21 protein-coding genes, 2 pseudogenes and 1 riboswitch are annotated in these 24,901 nt (G+C 36.1%); of the genes and pseudogenes, 16 read left to right on the forward strand and 7 right to left on the reverse strand.

All coding sequences use genetic code 11. The annotated features are described in order from the left end of the window. Positions 1-196 precede the first annotated feature (196 nt). A complete protein-coding gene (locus AC0L0O_RS08445) occupies positions 197-412 on the forward strand; it encodes a hypothetical protein (RefSeq protein ID WP_001104106.1) in 216 nt (71 codons plus the stop codon). A 282-nt stretch (positions 413-694) separates the two neighbouring features. On the opposite strand, the gene AC0L0O_RS08450 is transcribed toward AC0L0O_RS08445, so the two are convergent. Next, on the reverse strand, positions 695-2,068 hold the full coding sequence (locus AC0L0O_RS08450; RefSeq protein ID WP_000826694.1) for a sensor histidine kinase: 1,374 nt from the start codon (positions 2,066-2,068) through the stop codon (positions 695-697). Further along, positions 2,065-2,739: a response regulator transcription factor gene (locus AC0L0O_RS08455; protein WP_001264530.1), complete on the reverse strand. Its 675-nt coding sequence runs from the start codon at positions 2,737-2,739 to the stop codon at positions 2,065-2,067. The genes AC0L0O_RS08450 and AC0L0O_RS08455 overlap by 4 nt, the downstream gene beginning before the upstream one ends. Before the next feature lie 175 nt (positions 2,740-2,914). Here AC0L0O_RS08455 and AC0L0O_RS08460 point away from each other — a divergent pair, with 175 nt between their 5' ends. The 3 genes from AC0L0O_RS08460 (at position 2,915) to AC0L0O_RS08470 (ending at position 4,614) form a co-directional block, all read left to right on the forward strand. Then, positions 2,915-3,385, forward strand: a complete 471-nt coding sequence (locus tag AC0L0O_RS08460; protein ID WP_001233655.1) for a lipoprotein — start codon at positions 2,915-2,917, stop codon at positions 3,383-3,385. 20 nt (positions 3,386-3,405) lie between these two features. Next, positions 3,406-3,729: a PepSY domain-containing protein gene (locus AC0L0O_RS08465; protein ID WP_000912145.1), complete on the forward strand. Its 324-nt coding sequence runs from the start codon at positions 3,406-3,408 to the stop codon at positions 3,727-3,729. A 345-nt stretch (positions 3,730-4,074) separates the two neighbouring features. Further along, positions 4,075-4,614: a hypothetical protein gene (locus tag AC0L0O_RS08470; RefSeq protein WP_001100676.1), complete on the forward strand. Its 540-nt coding sequence runs from the start codon at positions 4,075-4,077 to the stop codon at positions 4,612-4,614. Positions 4,615-4,854: 240 nt separating this feature from the next. Here AC0L0O_RS08470 and AC0L0O_RS08475 read toward each other — a convergent pair whose 3' ends face one another. After that, positions 4,855-5,445 carry a hypothetical protein gene (locus AC0L0O_RS08475; protein WP_001077883.1) on the reverse strand — a complete coding sequence of 197 codons (591 nt, stop codon included), beginning with the start codon at positions 5,443-5,445 and terminating at the stop codon, positions 4,855-4,857. A 424-nt stretch (positions 5,446-5,869) separates the two neighbouring features. Between AC0L0O_RS08475 and AC0L0O_RS08480 the strand changes: the two genes are divergently transcribed. The 5 genes from AC0L0O_RS08480 (at position 5,870) to AC0L0O_RS08500 (ending at position 13,046) form a co-directional block, all read left to right on the forward strand. Then, on the forward strand, positions 5,870-7,348 hold the full coding sequence (locus AC0L0O_RS08480; RefSeq protein WP_000005124.1) for a DHA2 family efflux MFS transporter permease subunit: 1,479 nt from the start codon (positions 5,870-5,872) through the stop codon (positions 7,346-7,348). 600 nt (positions 7,349-7,948) lie between these two features. Then, positions 7,949-11,146: a bifunctional P-450/NADPH--P450 reductase gene (gene cypD, locus AC0L0O_RS08485; RefSeq protein WP_473785720.1), complete on the forward strand. Its 3,198-nt coding sequence runs from the start codon at positions 7,949-7,951 to the stop codon at positions 11,144-11,146. Between the two features lie 282 nt (positions 11,147-11,428). Next, positions 11,429-11,848, forward strand: coding sequence for a MarR family winged helix-turn-helix transcriptional regulator (locus AC0L0O_RS08490; RefSeq protein ID WP_001048553.1), 420 nt, complete (start codon positions 11,429-11,431; stop codon positions 11,846-11,848). A 324-nt stretch (positions 11,849-12,172) separates the two neighbouring features. Further along, on the forward strand, positions 12,173-12,523 hold the full coding sequence (locus AC0L0O_RS08495; RefSeq protein ID WP_000153831.1) for a DoxX family protein: 351 nt from the start codon (positions 12,173-12,175) through the stop codon (positions 12,521-12,523). A gap of 217 nt (positions 12,524-12,740) precedes the next feature. Continuing rightward, positions 12,741-13,046: a monooxygenase gene (locus tag AC0L0O_RS08500; protein WP_000323761.1), complete on the forward strand. Its 306-nt coding sequence runs from the start codon at positions 12,741-12,743 to the stop codon at positions 13,044-13,046. Positions 13,047-13,493: 447 nt separating this feature from the next. Here AC0L0O_RS08500 and AC0L0O_RS08505 read toward each other — a convergent pair whose 3' ends face one another. Both AC0L0O_RS08505 and AC0L0O_RS08510 read right to left on the reverse strand, forming a co-directional pair. Next, a complete protein-coding gene (locus AC0L0O_RS08505; protein ID WP_001982172.1) occupies positions 13,494-13,652 on the reverse strand; it encodes a DUF6241 domain-containing protein in 159 nt (52 codons plus the stop codon). Between the two features lie 11 nt (positions 13,653-13,663). Beyond that, positions 13,664-13,840, reverse strand: a pseudogene (locus AC0L0O_RS08510) (IS4 family transposase); the annotation flags it as partial. 635 nt (positions 13,841-14,475) lie between these two features. Here AC0L0O_RS08510 and AC0L0O_RS08515 point away from each other — a divergent pair. The 5 genes and pseudogenes from AC0L0O_RS08515 to AC0L0O_RS08535 form a co-directional block, all read left to right on the forward strand. Then, positions 14,476-16,551: a serine hydrolase domain-containing protein gene (locus AC0L0O_RS08515; protein ID WP_473785721.1), complete on the forward strand. Its 2,076-nt coding sequence runs from the start codon at positions 14,476-14,478 to the stop codon at positions 16,549-16,551. A 415-nt stretch (positions 16,552-16,966) separates the two neighbouring features. Beyond that, entirely contained in the window at positions 16,967-18,253 is a 1,287-nt protein-coding gene (locus AC0L0O_RS08520; protein WP_473785722.1) for an APC family permease, read from the forward strand. Next, entirely contained in the window at positions 18,237-18,833 is a 597-nt protein-coding gene (locus AC0L0O_RS08525; RefSeq protein ID WP_000654825.1) for a bifunctional transcriptional activator/DNA repair enzyme AdaA, read from the forward strand. The genes AC0L0O_RS08520 and AC0L0O_RS08525 overlap by 17 nt, the downstream gene beginning before the upstream one ends. 263 nt (positions 18,834-19,096) lie before the next feature. Further along, positions 19,097-19,570, forward strand: coding sequence for a DUF1203 domain-containing protein (locus AC0L0O_RS08530; protein WP_001245415.1), 474 nt, complete (start codon positions 19,097-19,099; stop codon positions 19,568-19,570). Between the two features lie 140 nt (positions 19,571-19,710). Next, positions 19,711-19,905 (forward strand): annotated as a pseudogene (locus tag AC0L0O_RS08535) (IS4 family transposase); the annotation flags it as partial. 337 nt (positions 19,906-20,242) lie between these two features. On the opposite strand, the gene AC0L0O_RS08540 reads toward AC0L0O_RS08535, so the two are convergent. Then, positions 20,243-20,440: a hypothetical protein gene (locus AC0L0O_RS08540; protein ID WP_002003075.1), complete on the reverse strand. Its 198-nt coding sequence runs from the start codon at positions 20,438-20,440 to the stop codon at positions 20,243-20,245. Between the two features lie 135 nt (positions 20,441-20,575). Continuing rightward, on the reverse strand, positions 20,576-20,968 hold the full coding sequence (locus AC0L0O_RS08545; protein ID WP_001989033.1) for a VOC family protein: 393 nt from the start codon (positions 20,966-20,968) through the stop codon (positions 20,576-20,578). Between the two features lie 111 nt (positions 20,969-21,079). Between AC0L0O_RS08545 and AC0L0O_RS08550 the strand changes: the two genes are divergently transcribed. Together AC0L0O_RS08550 and AC0L0O_RS08555 are read left to right on the forward strand one after the other, a co-directional pair. Beyond that, positions 21,080-23,389, forward strand: coding sequence for an AAA domain-containing protein (locus AC0L0O_RS08550; protein ID WP_473785723.1), 2,310 nt, complete (start codon positions 21,080-21,082; stop codon positions 23,387-23,389). 75 nt (positions 23,390-23,464) lie between these two features. Then, positions 23,465-23,566: riboswitch (SAM riboswitch) on the forward strand. An 88-nt stretch (positions 23,567-23,654) separates the two neighbouring features. Further along, a complete protein-coding gene (locus AC0L0O_RS08555; protein WP_000501354.1) occupies positions 23,655-24,860 on the forward strand; it encodes a M20 family metallopeptidase in 1,206 nt (401 codons plus the stop codon). The last annotated feature ends 41 nt before the right edge of the window (positions 24,861-24,901 follow it).

Below are 24,901 nucleotides of genomic sequence, written 5' to 3' on the forward strand. Positions count from 1 at the left end.
TTGCGTATAAGAAACAAAGTGGAAAGAGGTTAAGATAAAACAGGTTTTCAAATAGTCAATAAAATTGACAATGAATATCATTTTCACTTAATATAGAATCGTCGCATTTAATTAGACATGTATTTTTTGTTAATATAATAGATTTCTATTAAGGTGCTCCATTTATGAATTTAAGCGTAGGAAAGGGTAATAGAAAATGAACTGGAAAAAAGGCGGATTATGGGTTATTATTTTTTTCGTTGTAAAAGGCACGATTTCTACACTTTTAATCGTTACAGGTGCTAAATATTTTGATTTGTCATTTATGCAACTTATCGTATTAATCCTGATTTTATTAGTGATTTCTCTAATAAGTCGAAAATTACTTTATAGACGTAAACAAAACAAAAAGCAAAAAGAGCTAAATATATAATAAAACCCCAGAGACCTTTGGATTTCTGGGGTTTTATTTCGATCGTTTTTTCCACATGTATATCAACTTAACGGAACAGGTTGTCCAAAACGATAAAATTGACAATTTGTTTAAAGCATGGAAATCTTTCTTTCAAATTTACAAGTAAAAAGAAATCAAGAAAGAACTTCTAGAATACTATTCGTATTTTACCCTGTTCATTAATGATGTTTAAAATACGTCAATTACTTTTATATAAGGGGGAAGAGAGATCTTTATTCTGAAGCTACAGCTGCTCATCAACTAGGCTTGTTTTTCAATTGGTAGTTTAAAGGTAAAAGTACTGCCTTCTCCTAATTCACTTTCAACTGTAATTTCTCCTCCGTGCAGTTCGACAATCCATTTTACCATTGACAATCCTAAACCTGTATTTCCAATGTTTGAAGATGTTCGTGCTGCGTCAACTCGATAGAAGCGGTCCCAAATTTTCGTAATATGTTGCTCACTGATGCCTATGCCATTATCGGAGACTTTACCTATTATGTTGGTTTCGTCACGGAACAGTTGCATATGAACAGTTCCGTTCGCTTTGCTATACGCAATCGCATTCGTTAATAAATTCATTAATAAACGCATCATCAATGTTTGATCTGCTTTTATAAACAGATCTTCCTCTATATGAGTTGTTATATCAATCGAAGCTTCTTGAACCATTAATGAAAGTTCTTCTACAACGATTTCTGTTAATTCACTCATATTGATACATTCAAATTGGAAAGTATTATCGTTTCCTTGGTCAGCTCTTGCTAATAATAAGAGTTGTGAGATTAGCGCGGACATTTTACGTGATTGCTTTAAAATTACTTCTAACGATTCTTCCATTTCTTTCGGATTATTTCTCTGCGATAAAGCGTATTCGCATTGCGAAATAATAACAGATGTTGGTGTTCTTAATTCATGAGATGCGTCAGATGTAAATTGTTTTTCACTTTCAAATGATGTCTCCAAGCGCTCAAACATTTTGTCAAAAGTTTGTGCTAAATGATACATTTCGTCTTTCGGTGAACCTTTTAAATTAATTCTCTTCGAAAGGTCTTTACCATCACCAATTTTACTGGCTGAATCACTCATTTGCTGCACAGGTCGAAACGCTCTTTGCGTAATAAAATATCCTCCCACTGCCGCAATGAGAATAAGTAATGGAAATGAGATCAGTGTTAATACGATAAGTGTATTCATCGTTGATGATAATTGGCTCATCGTCATTATTCCACGCACCCAGACTTGCTCACCGCCGTCTGCATTATGGAGAAAATCATATACGATCCATTCTTTATTACCGTCTTTAATAATTTGTATTTCATCGGATTTAAGCGATATCTTTTTATTAAAGCTTGTTGGACTATTACCTGCCAGCAGCTCACTTTGTTTATTATAAATGATGATATTTACTCCATCTTCAAAGGTTTCAAAATCATCGTCCATCTTTAATTGCCCATGCTTATACTCGATATCTTCAACGCTTTCTTTTACTGTGCTCTTCAATTGATTTTTCATATTAAAAAGCAAAACTTTATCTGAAGAAGTTAAAATAAAAGCTAACACGAGTGCCATAATAATTACAATTAGCCCCGTATACCACAGGGTTACTCTCATTTTTATTGATAGTCTTTTCATGATTCTACTCGCAATACGTAACCAGTTCCTCTTACTGTATGAATTAACTTCGTTTCAAACTGGCTATCAATTTTTTTTCGAAGATAGCGGACGTAAACATCAATAATATTTGAGCCACCTTCATAGTCGTAATTCCACACATGTTGCTCAATTTTATCTCGTGTCAACACAACTTCTTTATTACGAATCATATATTCTAAAATAGCAAATTCTTTACTGGAAAGAGTAATAACTTGGTCTCCTCTTGTTACTTTATGCATATTACAATCCACCACTAGGTCAGCAATTTCAAACACATTAGATGTATTTCCTGTTTTTCTTCGCATTAACACTCGAATTCTTGCTAGCAGTTCGTCAAAAGCGAACGGCTTTACTAAATAATCGTCCGCACCTAAGTCGAGTCCTTTTACGCGATCATCAATTGTATCTTTAGCTGTAAGAAGCAAGACAGGAGTTGTATGATTGTCCGCGCGTAATTTTTGTAATACTTGTAAACCATTTATTCCGGGAATCATAATGTCAAGCACGATCAAATCGTAGGTAGCCATGTTTATATAATCTAAGGCATCTTCTCCATTCCCGCATGCATCGACACTATAATGTTCTGCATTTAATCGCTTTACTAATATATTTTGTAAGTCTTGTTCATCTTCGACAATAAGAACTCGCATTAACATTCTCCTTTTTTCCTTATTTATATGTATCACTATAATTCCAAAACATTAAAGAGAGATTAGAAACGATTTAATTATATCATTTTATTTTTTGTACATTAATCTTCCTTTAATGTTTGTTCAGTAATATAAAGGCAAGGTTAAGGTGCACATGTAAAGGGAGGAAAAACGAATGAGAAAATGGATGCTGATTGGAGCAATTTCTTGTTTATTGTTAACAGCTTGTTCTACTCAAGCTGATAACAATACAGAAGTACAACAACTGAAAGTGGAAAATGATAAATTACAAAAAGAAGTTGCTCAACTACAACAAGAACCACAAAAAACACTACCTGCTGCGAATGATTCGAAGCAAATACAAGATTTCAAAAACGAAGTCTCATCTATTGTAGAAAAGGCAAATAACACGAAACCAGTTGGAGTAAAAGAAGATAACTTAAATACGTACTTAGCAGTCAAAAAAGAAATTGACCAATTAGATGACAAAATAGATTTATCTGATAATCAGCTAGAAGCAGATTATCGTGCTGGAACGATAACGATTGAACAATATCAAACGCAAGAAAGAGAACACGATATATTGGAAGATCAATTAGAGCAAGCAGAAAATGCACTGGAAGCAAGATTTGGAATAGAGGATTAATCATGAAGGAGTGGATGAAAATGTTAAAACATAAAAAGAAAATAATGATAAGTGTAATTGCTATTTTAGTAAGTGGTATTGCTATTGTTGGTGGATATTATGGTATGGGTTACAATTATGCAAAAAAGAATGAAAACTACACAGAGAAACAAGTTCGTGAAATTTCTTTAGCCCATACAAATGGAGAAATTATGAATGTGAAAAAAGAATTCGAATTAGAAGATGACAGCTTAACACAATCTACATTTGAATATGAAGTGGAAATTAAGACACCTGAGAATCTATTAAATGTTTTAAAAGTTAGTGCTAGAACAGGCGTAATAGAAATCGATAATGAGGATTAAAAAAATATCATATATGTGAAAAACTCCTAACAAAATTAGTTAGGAGTTTTTTCGCGTTTATACGTTACTATCCTAAAAGGTGGGGAATCTCTATGCTTCTATTAGCTGGTTAGTTGAAGAAGAATTTATTCCATAGCTCTTAAGGTATTGTAATATAAATAATAAAATTATCCTTCTGCCATTCATTTAAGTGCCTCAATCTCTACATCTTATGAATTCCCTGAAAGTACTAAACTTAAGCAAAATAATTAACCATCCTATGCAATAAAGTTACTCCACTAAAGGGTCATATTGTGGTACTGTTAAGGAAAAGCGAGTAATTGTGTTGTACAAGGGGGTGTTGGAGTGAATGTAATTGCGTGGTTGATCGTTGCTTGTGAAATAGGGTTTTGGATTGTTATAACTTTAGGTCTGCTCACACGATATATCCTTAAGAAAAATAAATTAGGATTGTTTTTCCTAGCTTTAACACCTGTTATTGATTTAATTTTATTAGTTGTTACGGGTGTCGACTTGTATCGTGGTGCGACTGCTACCCAAGTGCATGCAATAGCTGCTATTTATATTGGAATCTCAATCGCATTCGGTAGGAGTATGATTGAGTGGGCTGATATACGCTTTCAATATTATGTGATGAAACAAGGAGCGAAACCAGTTAAAAGATTTGGCATGGATTATGCGAAACACTACTTTAAAAGCTGGGGACAACATGTGCTTGCTTTTCTAATAGGTGCCGGAATTTTATTTGTCTTAATCTATTTAATTAACGATTCTTCGCGAACAGAAGTGTTGGCTGGCTTTCTAAAAGTATGGACACTTGTGTTGGGTATCGATCTTTTGATTGCCATAAGCAATTTTATTTGGCCGAAAAGGAAAAAAGGGTAGCAATTTAATAATATCGCAATTGGGCGCGATTGTTGAGCAAACACAGGTAGAAAAATGATTAAACTTTTTTATGAAAAATTATTCACTAGCAACAAAAAAACCAAGCATTTTGATCGAGTTTTCTTTCGAAATATTTGGTTTTTTCCTATTGAAAAATCAATTTTTGTAGCATGCTTTTGATCAAACTTTATTACAAACCAACAGCATTCATGGCAAGTTTATGGGTTAATAATTAATCCACTAAAAGAAGAACTTCCCCATACCCATTAGACTACTAAGCATTCCAATTCCATTCATAGTGCCTTTTCCTACTGTAAGTAAGTTTCCAAGCATTCCTGGCTGGCCGTAACCTCCGTTATTCCCCCATCCCATGGGACTTATCTGTCCTCCCCATCCTGGAGAGTTTCCGAAAATACCCCCGTTATTGGTATTAAATTTAAAGGCCTTAGCTGGCGGCGATAGTAAAGCTGCAAGATGCCCTTGTGCGAACATTCCTGTATGATTGAAAGGTTGAGCCCAGGGGAAGGGAGGTTTTTGAAAATTAAAACCTGTATGGCCTGGGAATGGAGTCCAATTAGTAGGCTGTCCTTGTGGTATCATCCCTGCATAATGGATTGGATGACCTGAAGAGAAAGGAAGGGTTTGGGGATTGAAACCCGTATAATTGGCCCGTGAATCCCAACCAACTGGATAGAAGCGACAACTCCAATTCTCAGGATTCATTCCCTCAGCTTTAGTTATTTGGGGCTGTACATATAATGAGGACATTGGAATTTGATTATTATAATGCTTCTCATTTCCTTTTGAATTCAAATACCAATATTGGTTCATAAACTTATTCCCCTTACTTTTAAAATGTAATATTAGACTTAGTCTATGTATTAGTCCTGTTTATGGATGGTTATATAACTAGATTTCCAAGCCTGTATTTAAAGGAATGGGTGTGTGGTCTTGTTGATTTATCCGGCTGTTTGTTGTCGGCTTCCTGTAAAAAAAACACTGATTAAAGTTTCACTTTATTTTCGAAGGATATTTTCATTTGCTCCTTTTGTTTATTTCAGCCTCATTTAATTTTGGTTAACAAACATGTTTACATATTCATTCAAAATTTTAAGTTGAGCAAGTAGAATTGCTAAAAAGAGAATATCCATGCGAAGAGTTTGGCAAAATACTGCAAGGACAACGTATTCTTGTGCGTATATGCAAACAATTTAAACGAATCAATGCAATTTATAATGAAGGGGCAAATAAATATATGAGTGAAACGTTACATAAAAGAAAACCACCATATGTAATGCTTGTAATCCTTTTTATTGGGGCCTTTGTTTCATTTCTAAATAACTCCCTTTTAAATGTAGCCTTGCCATCAATAATGAAGGATTTAGACATTCAAGATTATTCAACGATCCAGTGGCTTTCTACAGGATATATGCTTGTAAGTGGTATATTAATTCCAGCATCAGCATTTTTAATAACGCGCTTCTCCAATAGGAGCTTATTTATTACATCTATGATGATTTTTACTCTTGGTACGGCCTTAGCGGCTGTAGCACCGAACTTCGGTTTATTACTGACTGGCCGAATGGTTCAAGCAGCAGGTTCTTCAGTCATGGGGCCTTTGTTAATGAATATTATGCTAGTAAGCTTTCCGAGAGAAAAAAGGGGAACAGCAATGGGGATTTTTGGACTAGTTATGATTACAGCCCCAGCGATTGGACCGACATTATCAGGTTATATTGTAGAGTATTATGACTGGCGTTTGCTTTTTGAAATGATTTTACCGTTAGCAATCATTAGCTTGCTGTTAGGGATTTGGAAATCAGAGAATGTCATGAGACAAAACAAAAATGCAAAACTTGATTATCTCTCATTACTATTATCTTCTATTGGTTTTGGCGGTTTATTATATGGATTCAGTTCTGCAAGCTCCGATGGTTGGACGAATAAAGTTGTCGTAACAACCTTAACCATAGGCGCTATTGCCCTTATTGCTTTCATTATCCGTCAATTAAAAATGAATGAACCGTTATTGGATTTACGTGTTTATAAGTATCCAATGTTTGCACTTGCGTCTGTAATTGCGATTGTCAACGCAGTGGCCATGTTTTCGGGTATGATTTTAACACCAGCTTATGTACAAAACGTTCGCGGTATTTCACCGCTGAGCTCTGGGCTGATGATGCTTCCAGGTGCCGTAATAATGGGGATTATGTCACCAATTACAGGGAAACTATTTGATAAATATGGTCCTCGTATTCTTGGTATAGTAGGACTTTCCATTACAGCCGTTTCAACTTATATGCTAGCAAACCTACAACTCGACTCTAGTCACACACATATTATTCTTATTTACACACTGCGGATGTTTGGGATGGCGATGGTGATGATGCCGCTTATGACAAATGGCCTTAATCAATTGCCAACTCGCTTAAATCCGCACGGTACAGCTGTTAATAATACAGCTCAACAGGTATCCGGTTCAATTGGTACTGCTATTCTTGTTACCATTATGAATTCTGTAACAAAAACAAAAGCTGAAAGTTTAATGGCTCATGTAGATCCAACAAACTTCACAGAAGCTACGAAGATAATGTTAACGCAGAAGGCTTTATTATCCGGAATTCAGCATTCATTCTATGTAGCACTTGGCATGAATGTCGTTGCGCTACTATTAGTTTTTTTCGTTAAACGTGTAGATACAAGCCCGGAAGCTGTTGAGAGGTTAAATCGATAGAGCAAAATAAAAATCAAGATGATGATTTCTACTAAAAGGGAAAAAGAGCTGAAAGAAAAAGTGAAATAATTACACATAATGAAAAGGATCTGATATTCATATCAGATCCTTTTTCATTCGTAACACAGTATACTTGCTTATCGTATTTGTTTGAATTGACATGAGAAACTACTGGATTTCCACATACTACAATCTTTAGCTCTCAACTTCTGATAAACATTATAATAATACGCTTCATTTTAATGTAGTATTTTTGCTGCAAGTTAGAAATCTAATATCAACAAACAACTTAGATTACCGACCTTATAAGCAATATCATAATCATGAATAGTTAGGGGAAAGATACATTAAGGTAATTAATTATATATTTTTATCCCAGGCGCTTCATTGCTAGCTTCTTTTTATTGAATGGGATATTTTATCCCGCTTTAATGGGCAGTAAGACCCCCACCTCAAAATTCAGCGAAAGCAAAGAAGTTAGGTGGGGGATCAACTGCCCATAAAAGTCCGATTGGTTCAACTAATAATCAGTGGGGGATGAAGAAAACCCCACTGATTAAAGTTTCACTTTATTTCATGCTTTTTGAAAGGGTGTTTGTAATGGATAAAAAAGTATCTGCCATTCCTCAGCCGAAAACATATGGACCGCTGGGGAATCTCCCATTAATCGATAAAGATAAACCGACTCTATCGTTTATTAAGCTGGCAGAAGAGTATGGTCCCATTTTTCGAATTCAAACTTTAAGTGATACGATCATTGTCGTTTCGGGACATGAACTGGTAGCGGAAGTCTGTGATGAAACACGGTTCGATAAAAGTATAGAGGGTGCTTTAGCAAAGGTTCGTGCTTTTGCTGGAGATGGATTATTTACAAGCGAGACTCAAGAGCCTAACTGGCAAAAAGCTCATAATATTTTGATGCCTACATTCAGCCAAAGAGCAATGAAAGATTACCATGCTATGATGGTCGATATTGCCGTACAACTCGTTCAAAAATGGGCAAGACTGAATCCGAATGAAAACGTAGATGTTCCGGAAGATATGACTCGCCTTACATTAGATACAATTGGTCTATGTGGTTTTAATTATCGATTTAATAGCTTTTATCGTGAGACCCCTCATCCTTTTATTACTAGTATGACCCGTGCGTTAGATGAGGCGATGCACCAATTACAGCGGTTGGATATAGAAGACAAACTCATGTGGAGAACGAAACGTCAATTTCAGCATGATATTCAATCTATGTTTTCATTAGTAGATAATATTATTGCTGAACGTAAAAGTAGTGAAAATCAGGAAGAAAATGATTTGCTTTCCCGTATGTTAAATGTGCAGGATCCAGAAACTGGTGAAAAATTAGATGATGAAAATATTCGTTTCCAAATTATTACCTTTTTAATAGCTGGGCATGAGACAACAAGTGGATTGTTATCTTTTGCAATCTATTTTTTATTAAAGAATCCGGATAAATTGAAAAAAGCCTATGAAGAAGTAGATCGTGTTTTGACAGATTCTACTCCAACATACCAACAAGTTATGAAATTAAAGTATATACGGATGATTTTAAATGAATCACTACGTCTATGGCCTACTGCTCCAGCATTTAGTCTCTATGCAAAAGAAGATACAGTAATTGGTGGAAAATACCCAATTAAGAAAGGCGAAGATCGTATTTCTGTTCTTATTCCACAGCTACATAGGGATAAAGACGCGTGGGGAGACAATGTGGAAGAATTTCAACCTGAACGATTTGAAGAGCTGGATAAGGTTCCTCATCATGCTTATAAGCCATTTGGAAATGGTCAGCGAGCATGTATCGGTATGCAGTTTGCACTTCATGAAGCAACACTCGTGATGGGAATGCTTCTTCAACATTTTGAATTCATCGATTATGAAGACTATCAGCTGGATGTAAAACAAACATTAACGCTAAAGCCTGGTGATTTTAAAATTAGGATTGTACCCCGAAATCAAACTATTAGCCATACTACTGTTCTTGCGCCTACAGAGGAGAAACTAAAAAACCATGAAATTAAGCAGCAAGTTCAGAAAACTCCTTCCATTATTGGAGCCGATAATCTTTCACTTCTTGTTCTGTATGGCTCAGATACAGGGGTAGCAGAAGGTATTGCAAGAGAACTAGCAGATACAGCTAGTTTAGAAGGTGTTCAAACGGAAGTGGCAGCTCTTAACGATCGAATTGGAAGTTTGCCAAAAGAAGGAGCGGTTCTTATTGTAACTTCTTCTTATAATGGAAAGCCGCCAAGTAATGCAGGGCAGTTTGTGCAGTGGCTGGAGGAATTAAAAGGGGATGAGCTAAAAGGTGTTCAATACGCAGTTTTTGGTTGTGGAGACCATAATTGGGCTAGTACCTATCAGCGAATTCCAAGATACATTGATGAGCAAATGGCGCAAAAAGGAGCAACAAGATTTTCTACACGTGGAGAAGCGGATGCAAGTGGTGATTTCGAGGAACAGCTCGAGCAATGGAAACAAAGAATGTGGTCTGATGCGATGAAGGCATTTGGATTGGAACTTAACAAAAACATGGAGAAAGAACGCAGTACATTAAGTTTACAATTTGTCAGTCGTCTTGGGGGATCTCCTCTTGCGCGAACATATGAAGCAGTTTATGCATCTATATTAGAAAATCGTGAACTTCAATCATCTAGCAGTGAAAGAAGCACGCGACATATTGAGATATCATTGCCAGAAGGCGCTACATATAAAGAAGGAGACCATCTTGGGGTACTGCCAATTAATAGCGAGAAAAATGTCAACCGAATTTTAAAACGCTTTGGATTAAACGGGAAGGATCAAGTCATACTGAGTGCAAGTGGACGAAGTGTAAATCACATACCTTTAGACAGTCCTGTTCGTTTATATGACCTTCTTAGTTATAGTGTTGAAGTGCAAGAAGCAGCCACTCGAGCACAAATACGAGAAATGGTGACATTCACAGCATGCCCTCCTCATAAAAAGGAATTGGAATCATTATTGGAAGACGGAGTTTATCAAGAACAAATATTAAAGAAACGTATTTCAATGTTGGATCTTCTTGAAAAGTATGAGGCTTGTGAAATCCGATTTGAACGCTTTTTAGAACTTCTTCCTGCGCTCAAACCGCGTTACTATTCAATTTCAAGCTCTCCACTCGTTGCACAGGATCGTCTGAGCATTACGGTTGGTGTTGTGAATGCGCCTGCATGGAGCGGGGAAGGGACATATGAAGGAGTCGCTTCTAATTATTTAGCTCAGCGTCATAATAAAGATGAGATTATCTGTTTCATTCGAACGCCACAATCAAACTTTCAATTACCTGAAAATCCAGAAACACCAATTATTATGGTTGGACCAGGCACTGGAATTGCACCATTCCGTGGATTTTTACAAGCACGACGTGTTCAAAAGCAAAAAGGTATGAACGTAGGAGAAGCACATCTATACTTTGGTTGTCGTCATCCTGAAAAGGATTATCTTTATCGTACAGAACTAGAGAATGATGAAAGAGATGGATTAATCTCTTTACACACAGCTTTTTCTCGCTTAGAAGGACATCCTAAAACATATGTACAGCATGTAATAAAAGAAGATAGAATCCATTTAATTTCGTTATTAGATAATGGAGCTCATCTTTACATATGTGGTGATGGAAGTAAAATGGCTCCTGACGTAGAAGACACCCTTTGTCAAGCCTATCAAGAAATTCATGAAGTCAGTGAACAAGAAGCAAGGAATTGGTTAGATCGTGTACAAGAGGAAGGGCGATATGGAAAAGATGTTTGGGCTGGTATATGAATGTTTCTTAATTAGGTAAATAACATATAACGAATGAATTTCTTTCCAATAAGTGAATAACTTATTTATAACAATCCCGTATTTTTATTCAATACGGGATTTTCCTATTTTTAATAAGCTGTACGGATACTGTAGAAAAATAATAGGTAATTCATTTGACAATTAAAATGACCTACTATAATATATATGCTATAGCATATAATTAATAAAACGAATACATTCACTGTGAATAATTGACTGGTATGCTATACTCTTTTATATATTAATTTATAGAGGTGATACATGAACTTACATGATTTAATAGGCTATCTTGTTCATCGTACTGATGTGAAAATGACCAATTATTTTACGAAGAAATTAAAGCCTTTTGGCGTTACGCCAGAGCAGTGGGGGATTATTAGTGTTCTTTGTAGCCAAAGAGCCACTACTCAAAAAGAGTTAGCAGAAGCGATTGATAAAGATCAAACTACTGTCGTAAGAATGATACAGTCAATGGAGAGAAAAGGGATTGTAAAGAAGGCTTTGAATGAGCAAGATCGGCGTTCACACAACCTGTTTTTAACTGAAAAAGGCGACGAGTTAAAGAAAACAATTTTGCCTGTAGTGACAGACGCTCACCATTTCGTTACGAGTAATTTGAGCGAGGAAGAAATTAAAGTATTACAATCATTATTAAACAAATTGTATGATACACGCTATTAATACTTGTTCCTTATTGATGCCATGCTATTTATAAGGAACAACCTCTGTTTTATATCTTATATATGCTATAGCATATATTGTGTTTCGGGGAATGGTAGAGATAGCTTTATTTTGTATAATATTTAATTCAGATCACTTTTTTTCTAGTACCAGTCAAATTTTTTGTATTATATATGCTATAGCATGTAATTATTATCCCTTTCATATGGAAAAGGGTAATGTGAATTGAATCCATTTCCATAAGGGCAATCTCAGGAAATAGGGTAAAGGTAGTGACTACTATCCGAACAATACTGATTTTTATCAAATAATAAGAAAGGTGTGATGACTATTTTAATTTTCATCAATATTGTAAAAGTAGTGTTGTTTCTGTTCTTTTTAATGACAGGAACGAAAATTATATCTGGGAAAATGGCAGATGAATTTAAGCGATTTGGTTTACCTTCGTTTTTTAATTTCTTAACTGGAGCTTTTGAGATTGTAGGAGCAATTGGAATGTTAATAGGAATTTGGGTTCCAATGGCAGCTTTATTGGCAGGATTGTTGTTAGGCGGTACGATGCTTGCAGCTGCATTAACCCTTATTGTATTAGCGAGAGATCCTTTTAAGAAAGCGATACCTGCACTTGTTTTGTTCGTCCTTAGTTTAGGGATAAGTTTGTATCATATTTTTTAAACATAACTGAAAACTATTAAACTTTATACGTTCAAGTTACTAACGTTTTGTGATTATTTTACAAATAGGGGGATTCTCAAAGTAGTGCTTGAATAATAATAGCGATATGAATTTAGACATTACTATCATTTGAATCATAATTAGTAAAAGAATGGGAAGAATTTTTATAAAAAGGAATTCCTGATGAATTTTATATTAAAAATAGGAGTGAGTGAAGATGGCATATTTATTACAAGTTGATTTTCCGTTTGAAGGTCCTTTTGGTGAAGAAATGGAAAAAGGATTTTGGGATTTAGCAAAAAGTATTAACGAAGAAGAAGGATTCCATTGGAAAATATGGACTGAGAATCAAGAAACAAAAGAAGCTGGAGGCATCTATGTATTTGAAGAAAAACAAGATGCTGAAAAATACGCTGAAATGCACAAGAACAGACTTGAAGCAGCTGGTGTTAAAGATATTAGAGTAAGAATTTTTAACATCAATGAAAAGTTAACGGAACTGAATCGTGGGTATACGAAATAATTCCGAAAGTCAGGCAAGCATAAAAGGAGGGGGATAATCCCCTTCTTTTTTTATTTCTTACATTGATGGTGAGGGACTCGTACAAAAAAATCCCTATATAAATAGGGATTTTTGTATCAGTATATTGTTCCTTGGAGAAGGTTGTATGAAGTCTAATATATGAGAATTCTTACATTTGTGAAAGTGTCGTTGTGAAAATTGGACTGAAATAATTATTTATAAAAGAGTAAGACCCTTACTGGGAGGTAAGGGTCACAGGAAATGCAAATTTATTTGTAATTTGCTAAGTTGATTATAACATATATACCTGTCTATACATGTTACAAATTTATAAACATAACTGTTAATTAGTAACCAGAGGTAACGAAGGGTAGATGACTTAAGTAGTTTTTAAAGGGGTATAACAGAGAAAATGCAAGAAAAGGCCTGATAACAGGTCCGTTTTTGTTATTGTTTTTCAGACTTCGCTTGTTCTAGAATGTATGCTTCTTCTTGTTCCGGTGTCGCTAATTCGTATGCTTTACCAGTGCTGTTATTGTCCCATTCCCATAGTAAATTATGCTCCTCAACCGATTGAGAGAAATCGCCTTCATACCAACGAACCAAAATCTTGAGGTACTGTTCTTTATGTTGTGCTGTAGGAGGTTAAACAGAAGAAGGAGAACCTTTGATAATTCTTGCGTGTCTTTCTGTATAGCTTGGAAAAGAAAAAGAAAGTAATCTTTAACCATATACATGGTCTTATATTCACTCAGTTCTCGTTTCTTTTTTACAAGAAGTAATTGCCACATTTGCATGCCCATCAAGCTAAGAAAACAGATTAACCCCAAAACAAAAAAATCCTTCGTATAATATGTGAGAGAAAAGGAGAGATAAAGGTATTTTAACCTTATCTCTCTTTTTCTATATTCATTTATTTTCAGGTAAGGAGTTGATTAGTTATTACTATTTATAAGAACGTGAAGAAGTGTTGATGCCGGTTGGGGGGGGATCCAAGGCAATGTCAGAGATGTGCGTGATGATTTGGCGCAGGGTTATGAATCCATCTTCTATGAAATCGTGGGATTATATAAGCATTTATTATCCTGAAGATTTTAAAATAAAACCTATCTAATTACAGAAGTGATTTGAACGTAAGGAAATTGTAAGAAATGCATAAGAAAAAAGAAATTTTTATTATGTAGGATACAAATATAGAGAAGCACAAAAGAGGGAGGATAAATAGGGTTTATTTATACGAAAACCAAACTAGTAATAGGCGCATTCTAAATAAAAAAATCATTTATGGTACTAACATACATGTGAAAAAGAGAGGTTTTACCGTTTGTTACGACAGTAGAGATAAAGCCAGAATAGTAGTTTATGTGATGTTTGTAATTGAACAAATAAAAGATGAAATCGATCATTTATCTAAGGAGGAATTTTTCTTATGGAAAATAAATTATCTGGAGTGTTAGCCGCTACCTTAGCTCTAACGATGAGCCTACCAACAGGAGCGATAGCGTCTTCTAGCAGTAAGACTCCGGTTGTATCTAGCCAAGAAGTTGCTAGCAAAGATTTGGAGAAGATTGCTGCAGAGAACGCTGCACTGCTCACGAAGTCCTATGAGACGACTAGTGTACAGTATGCGCTGATTGATAATGGTAAACTTATTTTGTCAGGACAGACAGGCAAGAATGACATAGAGGGGAAAGAGCCATTAACCAAAGATACTCTATATGGAATTGGTTCAACCAGTAAAGTATATACGGCTGCGGCTGTTATGAAACTAGTAGACGAAGGAAAAGTTGATTTGGATGCTTCTGTTACCCGCTATATTCCTGAGTTCAAAATGAAAGATGAACGATATAAACGCATTACACCGCGTATGCTGTTGAATCACTCCTCAGGTTTGCAAGGTTCGACGCTCAATAATGCATTTTTATTTAAAGATAATGATGTTTATGCCCATGATATCTTGTTGCAACAATTGTCCAACCAAAACTTGAAGGCAGACCCTGGCGCGTTCTCAGTATACTGTAATGACGGTTTTACGCTGGCTGAGATCTTGGTAGAAAGAGTCAGCGGTATGAGTTTTACTGAATTTCTACATCAAAAGTTTACAGAGCCATTAAAACTGAATCATACGATAACATCGCAAGATAAATGGGAAGACGAAAAGCGGGCTGGACAATATTCTCCGACATACCAGGGACAGCTTCCAAGTGAAATGGTAAATGTGATTGGTACGGGAGGAATCTCTTCTACTGCAGAAGATGTGGTGCGATTCTCACAAATATTTATGGGACAGGGAAAAGAAATCCTCTCTAATAAAGCAGTCAAGGCGATGGAACAAGAAGAATATAAAAAAGGAATGTGGCCGGGAGATAGCGGAAATGTGTTCAACTATGGTCTTGGCTGGGATAGTGTGAAACTATACCCATTCAGTGAATATGGGATAAAAGCGTTGACTAAGGGTGGGGATACGATGCTGCAACATGCTACATTGGTCGTGCTTCCAGAACAGAAGATGGCAGCAGCTGTATTGTCCTCCGGCGGCTCCAGCATGACAAATCAACTGTTGGCAAACAAATTACTGCTAGCTAGGCTTAAAGAGAAAGGAACAATTAAGGATATAAAACCAGATAAATCCTTCGGCAAGCCCGTCAAGGCTAAAGTGCCTCAAGACGTGGTAAAAAAAGCGGGTTTTTATGGAAATAGCCGCAGCCATTTCAAAATAGAAATTACGAAGAAGGGAGAACTGTTTTTACCAACTAACCCGGAAGAAAAATATGTATATACGGCGGATGGAAGCTTTATAAATGAGAAGGGTACTTCCAAGCTTAACTTCGTTACTGAGAAGAATGGAAAAGTTTATTTGAGAGAGAGCACATATGAATTATCGCCGGGATTGGGGCAAACTGTGCTGACTCAATATTTAGCCCAAAAATTAGAAAACAATGTGTTACCGAAGAAAACAGCTGCTGCATGGGCGAAGCGCGAGGGCGGAAAGTTCTACCTCGTTAACGAAAAATTTAATTCTATGAACTATCTAGGACAACTAATGCCTCTTAACACACAAATTACGATCAAGGATGGGTATTGGGACGGCAAAAAAATTACAGGTCCGAATACGGCGACGCATCAAATTCAGATTCCTGTGATGTATGGGCGGGATACGACGGAAGCTCATTTTTATACAGAGAATGGTACTGAATATATGGAGATGGCCAGCTTTTTATACGTCAGTGAATCTAACGTAAAATCCCTTGATGCAGGTCAATTATCGAAAGTTACACTGCAAAAAAATGGGCATGCGAAATGGTTTACGATCCCGCAAGAGGCAGCAGGGAAAACGATGAATGTGGAGTTGCCATCAGGAAGTTCATTCGCGGTGTATGATGAGAATGGAGTATGCGTCAATTTTAGCGTTGTTAGTAATAATAACAAAGTGAAACTACCAGAGAACGGAACGGTTGTATTTGCTGGCGCACCGAACTCCGAATTTACAGTCGCATTGAACTAGCTACAACTCGGGATAGACTTCAATAAAACAATGCGACATAGAAAAGATATTTTATTTGTATCTTAAGTATTCCTTTAAATGATATTACACTTAAATTCTTAGTTTAATAGCAATGGGATCCCGCCCACGTTTTAACGAAAATATACGCTAAGCAAATCCCAACATAAAGCGAGCCGAATTTTCTACTCTTAAGAAAAATTTCGGTTCGTTTTATGGTTTCATGACAAGTTGTTTACTGAACAATAAAGTTCTTTATTGGAACAGGCTACTTTCTTCAACAATCGGGCCAGATTGTTGAAGAAGAAATATAATAAAAATGCTTTTGATTGTTTTATTAAACGAATTAAACCGCAAAAAACAAGAAGAATTCCCCACCCTTTACTAGTACACTAAATCCTATAAAAGGAGGGAGATCATGAAAAATAAAGCCATTGGATTATTTCAAGGAATTGCGTTATACATTTCAGCTATTTTAGGATCAGGTGTCCTATTTTTATCAGGGGTAACGGCCTCAATAGCGGGCCCTGCATCTATTGTATCCTGGTTTATCATTATTATAATTAGTTTTCCGCTTGCTTATTCCTTTGCTAGTTTGGCACGGATATTTCCTGATTCCGGTGGAGCAGCAACCTTTGTTAGAAATTCTTTTGGATATCATCTTGGCAATATCGTTGGGTGGTTTTACTTTGTAACAGCAGCAGTTGGTCAAACGATTGTATCTTTAACTGGTGCTTTTTACGTCAGTCAGGCATTTGGATTTTCGCATTTTGAAACAATTTTAATTGCCGTCTTTATTTTGGTAATTGCAGGTGTTTCCAATTATTACGGCGTAAATGTTAGTGGTAAAGTTGCATTGATTTTAAGTTCTTTATTACTGATTCTTTTAGCGTCAGCTGTATTTGTGGCGTTTCCAAGAATACAATGGGGAAATTTTAATCCCTTTGTTCCAAATGGATGGTTTTCTGTCGGGAACGCTATAACGGTTATCTTTTGGTCATTTTTCGGTTGGGAGGCGATTTGTAATCTGGCTGAGCATTTTAAAAGGCCAGAAAAAGATATTGTCAAAGGAGCAGTTATTAGTGCAGTTGTCATTGGATTATTATTTTTAGCGCTAAGCCTTGTCACTATTGGAACGGCCACGTATGGCAGTCAAGAAAGCAACCTGTCTCCTATTGGTGTTATAATGGGAGATACAGTAGGCGGAGGTGCCAAAGTCGTTACAGCTGTTTTAGCTTTAATTATTTGTACAGGGACAGCGAATGCTTTTGTAGCCAGCCTAACGCAATTAGGATATTCATTAAGCAGAGATGGTGCTTTCCCAAAATTTTTCTCAAGGCTGCATGCAACTACTCAAATTCCAAGACAGATGGTATTGTTTGTTATCTGTTTTTCGGTAGCAGGTGTGTTAGTGACAAAAGCTTTGTCACTAACGTTTGATGATATTTTGTTTATACCGACTTCTCTTGGGATTCTAGTTTATGTTCTTTCAATGGCAGCAGGCGTTAAATTATTTAGGAAGAACACACCGGCATGGTGGGCATCGTTAATCTCTTTCATTTTATGTTTGCTGGTGATTCCATTTTTTCAATTGTATATATTTGTTCCGTTAATTGTCGTGGCTATATATACGATTTATATGATTTTGAGTAATAAGATTTTCGCCTACAAGGGAGGATTAAAATCTAATGAAGGATCAAAATAACCTTTCCAGAGATACCATGTGGAAAGCAACAGTAACATGTGATTCAGCGTATGACGGGATATTCTTTTACGCAGTCAAGACAACTAGAATTTTCTGTCGGCCTTCTTGCAAGTCTAAGGTTCCTAATTATGAAAATGTATCCTTTTTTTCAAATGCGCAAGAAGCTCAAAGGGCAGGCTATCGCCCATGCAAAAGATGCCGATCAGATCTAAATATAAAAATATACGATCCGTTCGAATGCGTTTTGGAAGATACTATGCGATTGATAAAAAATAATTATGTTCAAAACATGTCTTTAAATGAAATTGCATCAAGGGTAGGAGTTAGTCGTTTTCATTTAAATCGGATTTTCAAAGAAAGAACAGGGTATACTCCTCGAATATATTTAGAAAGGATCAGAGTTAAGAAAGCAAAGGAACTTCTCTTGACAACGGTCTTTAATAGTACAGAGATTGGTTATCAAACAGGCTATCAAAGTGTATCTAGCTTTTATAATGCATTTAAAAGAAATACAGGATTTTCACCGAGTCAATTCCGTACTTTTCATAGTGGAAATACCGTAAACCAAGAACTTGACTGAATTCACGTTCTTTAACAAAAGATAGCATGAATTAACAAGAGTGCTTTGTACTCATCGTATTTTTCGATAAATCATTACTGATTGATTAAAAGTAAACAATTTTGTATTGAACAATAATAAGCCATTTTTCTCTGTTATAGAATTGTAAGCTTTTTAATTCAATCCTCAACAAACGGGCAAGATTATTGAACAAGTTTTATGAACTTTAGTGGTAGCATCATTAGTGAAATGCTTTATAACAACTAATTAAGGAGGGGTAGAATATGAGAAATAACTTTCAAATCGTTGCGTTGCAAGAGAAGGAGTTTAATAACCTATTTCTAATGAATGAAGAAGTATTAAAAAGTATCGGGGCAGTCAAAATAATAGCAAATAAAAATCCTGGATATCCTTGCAGGATAAGTTTGAAGGATGCAGAGGTAGGAGAAGAGGTAATTTTACTGAATTACCAATATCATAGTGTTAATTCGCCTTATAAAGCAAGTGGTCCTATATTTATACGAAAGGGAGCAACTACTGCTAAGCTAGATGTAAATGAAATTCCGCATATGTTACATCATAGGTATCTATCTGTACGCGGCTACAATGCTGACTCAATGATTGTAGAAGCAAGGGTTACAGAAGGTGTAAATGTAAGAGAAAATATAGATGGAATTTTTGATAATAAAGAAGTAGAATATATTCACATTCTTAACGCTAAACCAGGATGCTATAACTGCCTTGTTAATAGAGTGTGAAAAAATTAAAAATGCAAACTTCTATTATCCTATAAGGGGTACCACCAATCACTATCAAGCTAATTCAACAAAATCTCCTCTAAAATGAAAAAAATACGCTATTCTATTTGTAGAATCATAGGAAAGGATGGCGTTTTTGTATGTCTATTTCTGTATCTGATGAATTACAACTATTTGCTCAAGAGATTCAAAGTTTTTTATCTCCAAATACCTTACGGGATCTTGCTAGAGATGTTGGTTTCGTACAACGAACCAGTAAATACCAAACAAAAGATTTAGTCGCTTTATGTATATGGATGAGTCAAAATATCGCTACAACCTTTTTAGCTCATATGAAAGAAGAGATTATACCAGTTTTAATGGATGTAATAAAGACAAATAGCATTCCTGCAATTAGGGAAGCTATTGATGCAATAGGTTTCATTTGTTTCTATAACAAAATACATTCTAATACTCAAATTATTGATGCACTTATTCTGTGTTTAGGGAACAATTTCAATGATAACATTATCCTATGGAAATTGGTCAGAGCATTTGAAGGTTTTAACGATATCAATGTCATTAAAACTCTTATGGAAATAGAACAAAACGATAGTCAATTGGTTATAAGAAATGAAGCCAAGAGGTCAATGAAAATTATTAATAACCGTACTAATAATTAAAAATGACTTATCAAGAGAATAAGTCATTTTGTTTCATAGGGAAGGTTCTACCTAACACCATTCCATTTATAAAATAGACAATACTTAATAGAATTCTTCCAACAAATAAGGCAGCTGTTTTTATATTCCAATCCTTTTTCTTGATTACATAAAGAATTGGAAATAGTATAGGTATCCCAAAAACAATAATAAAGACTGTATTTACCATTCTCTCCTCCTAACAAAATGATTATGTTTTTAAACTTGGTGAATTCTCAGGTTGGAGGTATGTTTCATTGTTACTGGTTAAAAACAAGGGCCGGAATTCCGGCTCCTTTTCTATCCCGCAACATAAAGGTTTACTTCATCTCTCCGTCTCAAAAAACTCAATCCATTCCCCATCAGGACCCGCAAAGAATATGTAACGTGTTCCATCCGGTAATGTTTCGATTTCTTCTCCTAGTAAAAATGTTACGCCATGTTTCTTGAGTCTTTCGATTTCTTCTTTTAATGAATCTACTTTAAAGCAAATGTGATGTACTTTTCCTTCTGCCGGAAGAGAGGAGTTGTAACCTTCAATGAGTTCCAGTATTGTTTCCTTCGATTCTTCCACACCTAAAAAAGCGAGTTTTAAGTTTGGATTCGGGTGCCCCATACGTTTAATGAGTTGTAAGCCAACTACTTTTTCATAAAAAGTAATAGATGTTTCTAAGTTTGCAACCATAAGTCCAACGTGTTCAATTCTTCTAACAGGCATGTAGATTCCTTCTTTCTGAAAATTATATACAATATAATATTGAAAATTAAGAAAATAAGCAAGATAAAAACCTTACAAATTTTAGCGTGTTATATGGTATAGTGAGAAAGCATGTTTGGGGAGAAGGAAGGAGATTATACGATGAATACACCTACTCAAACTCCTTCATTATCGGAAACGATGAAAGAGTGGCATTATGCATTAGCATATGAAATTAAACATTGGAAAACGATAGGTGGTAGTAAAATTTCTATCATGAACGGTCGTTTTTTATATACAGATTATGAAAGTACAGTATATGTATTTCAGCTTATTTCGGAAGTAAGCTTACCTGAAGGTTCACCCATTCGAATTGAGTTCGATGGTGAGGAAGCGACAGGGGAAGTATTATCTGTACATGGATTAGAAATAGAACTGAAATTAAATGATTATATACAAGGTGAAATACGAGAAGCTGTTTTATACAGTGAACCGTGGCAGCTTTTAGAGCAACTACAAGAGCGATTAAAAGAAGCGCGTAAAGATAAGCTAAAACGTAATCGTATAAAGCGTCTTGTTGATGGGACGAGCAGTCCGAAACATATGGAGAAGATGAAGAATCCGAAAAATGAATTGGCGTATCGCGCGTTTTACAATCCGACAACGTACGTATGGGGACCGCCGGGAACAGGGAAGTCTTACAATTTATCACGTATTATTTCGGCTCATTATCAAAAAGGAAAGTCGGTACTTGTGTTAGCTCATAGTAACGCCGCAGTGGACGTATTAATGAGTGAAGTAACGAAGCAAATTGAAAAGAAAAAGAAATGGACACCTGGCGAAATTGTTCGTTACGGTTATAGTCAACATGAACATATACGAAATCATGAAACGCTTCTTGCATCGAAGTTAGTTGAAACGACGAACGGATCATGGGGTGAGGAAAGACTCTATTTAGAAGAAACACGCCAAGAGCTTCGTGAAAAAATCTTATCGTATAAAGCAACATCTGCTGATAAGAAGCGTATGCAGGAGATTGAAAGTGATCTTCGAAAACAGAGAGCGAAAATTAAAGAAGTAGAAAAAGAATACATTGAAAATGCGAAAGTGATTGGTGCGACTTTATCGAAATGTGCTATTGATTCACTTATTTATGAGCGTACATTTGATTTAGTTGTCGTAGATGAAGTGAGTATGGCGTTCGTTCCGCAAATTGCATTAGCTGCTTCACTTGGAAAACGTATCGTCGTTTGTGGTGACTTTTTACAGTTACCTCCAATTGCGATGGCCAACCATGAACTCGTACGAAAATGGCTCGGCGAAGATATGTTTTACCATGCCGGAATTGTTGAGTCTGTCAATAAATCAGAAGCACATCCGAACCTATTTATGCTGCAGGAACAAAGACGTATGCATGCGGATATATCGAAATTTACAAACTCATTTATTTATAGAAATAGGGTATATGATCATCCATCAGTTTCAGAACGTAAAGAACTTGCGCAATTGCAGCCATTCGCAAATGAAGCTAGTGTTTTATTTGATACGAGCCAAATGGGGGCCTTTTCGTTAAAAGATGCTGCTTCAGGATCTCGTTTTAACATTATGTCTGGTTTAGTAGCAATGCAAATGATGTTAATCGGACTGTTAGATGGTGTGCAATCAATTGGTATTGTGACGCCTTACAGAGCGCAGTCTCGCTTTTTATCAACGTGTATTAGAGAGATGTTACAGAGAACGAAATATCAAAACATACCAGTTTTAGCGGCGACAGTTCATAAATTCCAAGGATCTGAAAGAGATATGATGATCTTTGATACGGTTGACAGTTATCCACAAGAACGACCTGGCGTTTTATTCTTTGACCATAAAAATCATCGTCTCGTCAACGTTGCTGTGACAAGGGCGAGAGGGAAGTTCATTCAATTATCAGATTGTCATTATATGCGTAAAAACCTTTCGAGAAAACAAGCGTTGTCACAATTAACGGCTCATATAGAACGCCACGGAGATGTGTATGATCGCACGACATCAAGACAATTGTGGGAGCGAAAAATATCGAAACGATTACGTTGGTTTATGGAAATGAATCTGGAAGAGCCGAAAGGGCTATTAAAAGATATTTTAGCTGCAAAACGAAAAATCGTGATTTCACTTCCAAGTACAAAACAAGTGGATAAACGAGTATGGCAAGCGTTAATGCGTACAAATGCGCAAATAACGGTGTATAGTGATGGACCAGTTCCATTGAAAAATGTAAAGTTACAAAGACAAAATAAAGCATTCCCGTTTATCGTAATCGATGATGAAATCTTTTGGGCAGGGGCGCCCCTCACATCTCAAATGATGTTTGAAGGCAGTACAGAATTTCCATACGTATGTGCAAGACTGCAAGCACCTGAGACAATTGGTGTATTAAAAGGATTTTTAGATATTCGGTAAATTCGGATAGGAATTCCTTGACTTTTATTTGAAATGAACTTAGAATGAATGTAATTTAATATAATTTTATGAAAATTCTTATCACGAGAGGTGGAGGGACTGGCCCTATGAAACCTCGGCAGCGGATTCGTTATGAATACTGTGCCAATTCCAGCAAGGTAACTTGAAAGATAAGAAAGAAGCTCATTTTGACTATATATACAGAAGCCTCTTTCTATCTTTTAGAAAGAGGCTTTTTTACGTGAAAATAAAAGGAGGAAGAAAAATGGGAGCGACAGGAGTAGCGTCACAAAGAAAAACAATTGAAGAGAGTATCGAAAGAAATAAGGAAAAGTACATAGAAACAAGTCATGATATTCATGCGAATCCGGAGATTGGTAATCAAGAATTTTACGCATCTAGAACGTTAAGTTTATTACTAGGTAGTGCAGGATTTCAGTTGCAGCACAATATAGCTGGACACGAAACAGGATTTATCGCGCGAAAAAGTTCAGGAAAACAAGGACCAGCAATCGCATTTTTAGCTGAGTATGACGCTTTACCAGGACTCGGTCATGCGTGTGGTCACAATTTAATCGGCACAATTAGCGTTGCAGCAGCGATTGCATTATCAGAAACACTCGAAGAAATTGGCGGAGAAGTTGTCGTATTTGGTACACCAGCAGAAGAAGGCGGGCCAAATGGTAGCGCAAAATCAAGTTATGTAAAAGCAGGTTTATTTAAAAATATTGATGCGGCGCTTATGATTCATCCGAGCGGAAAAACAGCGACAACGAGCCCTTCACTAGCAGTCGATCCACTTGATTTTCATTTTTACGGAAAAACAGCTCACGCGGCAGCGTCACCTGAAGAAGGAATTAATGCATTAGATGCGGTGATTCAGCTGTACAACAGCATTAACGCACTTCGCCAACAACTTCCGTCAGACGTGAAAATTCATGGCGTTATTACAGAAGGCGGAAAAGCACCTAACATTATTCCTGACTACGCCGCAGCAAGATTCTTCATCCGCGCAGCAACGCGAAAAAGATGTGCAGAAGTAACAGAAAAAGTAAAAAACATTGCACAGGGAGCAGCGTTAGCAACAGGCACAAAAGTAAAAATCCATCAATTCCAAAATGAAATCGATGAACTGCTCGTAACAAAAACATATAACGACGTCGTAGCTGAAGAACTAGAATTACTCGGGGAAGACGTAAATCGTAAAGAAAGATTTGGTATTGGTTCAACCGATGCAGGAAACGTTAGCCAAGTTGTACCGACAATCCATCCGTACATTAAAATCGGACCAGATGATTTAATTGCACATACGAATGAATTTAGAGAAGCAGCGCGTTCAGAATTAGGAGACAAAGCGCTAATTACATCAGCAAAAGCACTAGCAAATACCGCGTATCGATTAATTACAGAAGAAGGGTTGTTAGAGAAGGTGAAGGAAGAGTTTAGAGAGGCGCAGAGAAATCAGGGGTAGGTGGTTAAAGGGAGTGGATAATCCACTCCCTTTTTCTTTTT

The organism is Bacillus sp. GS3m_15504 (assembly GCF_055825275.1).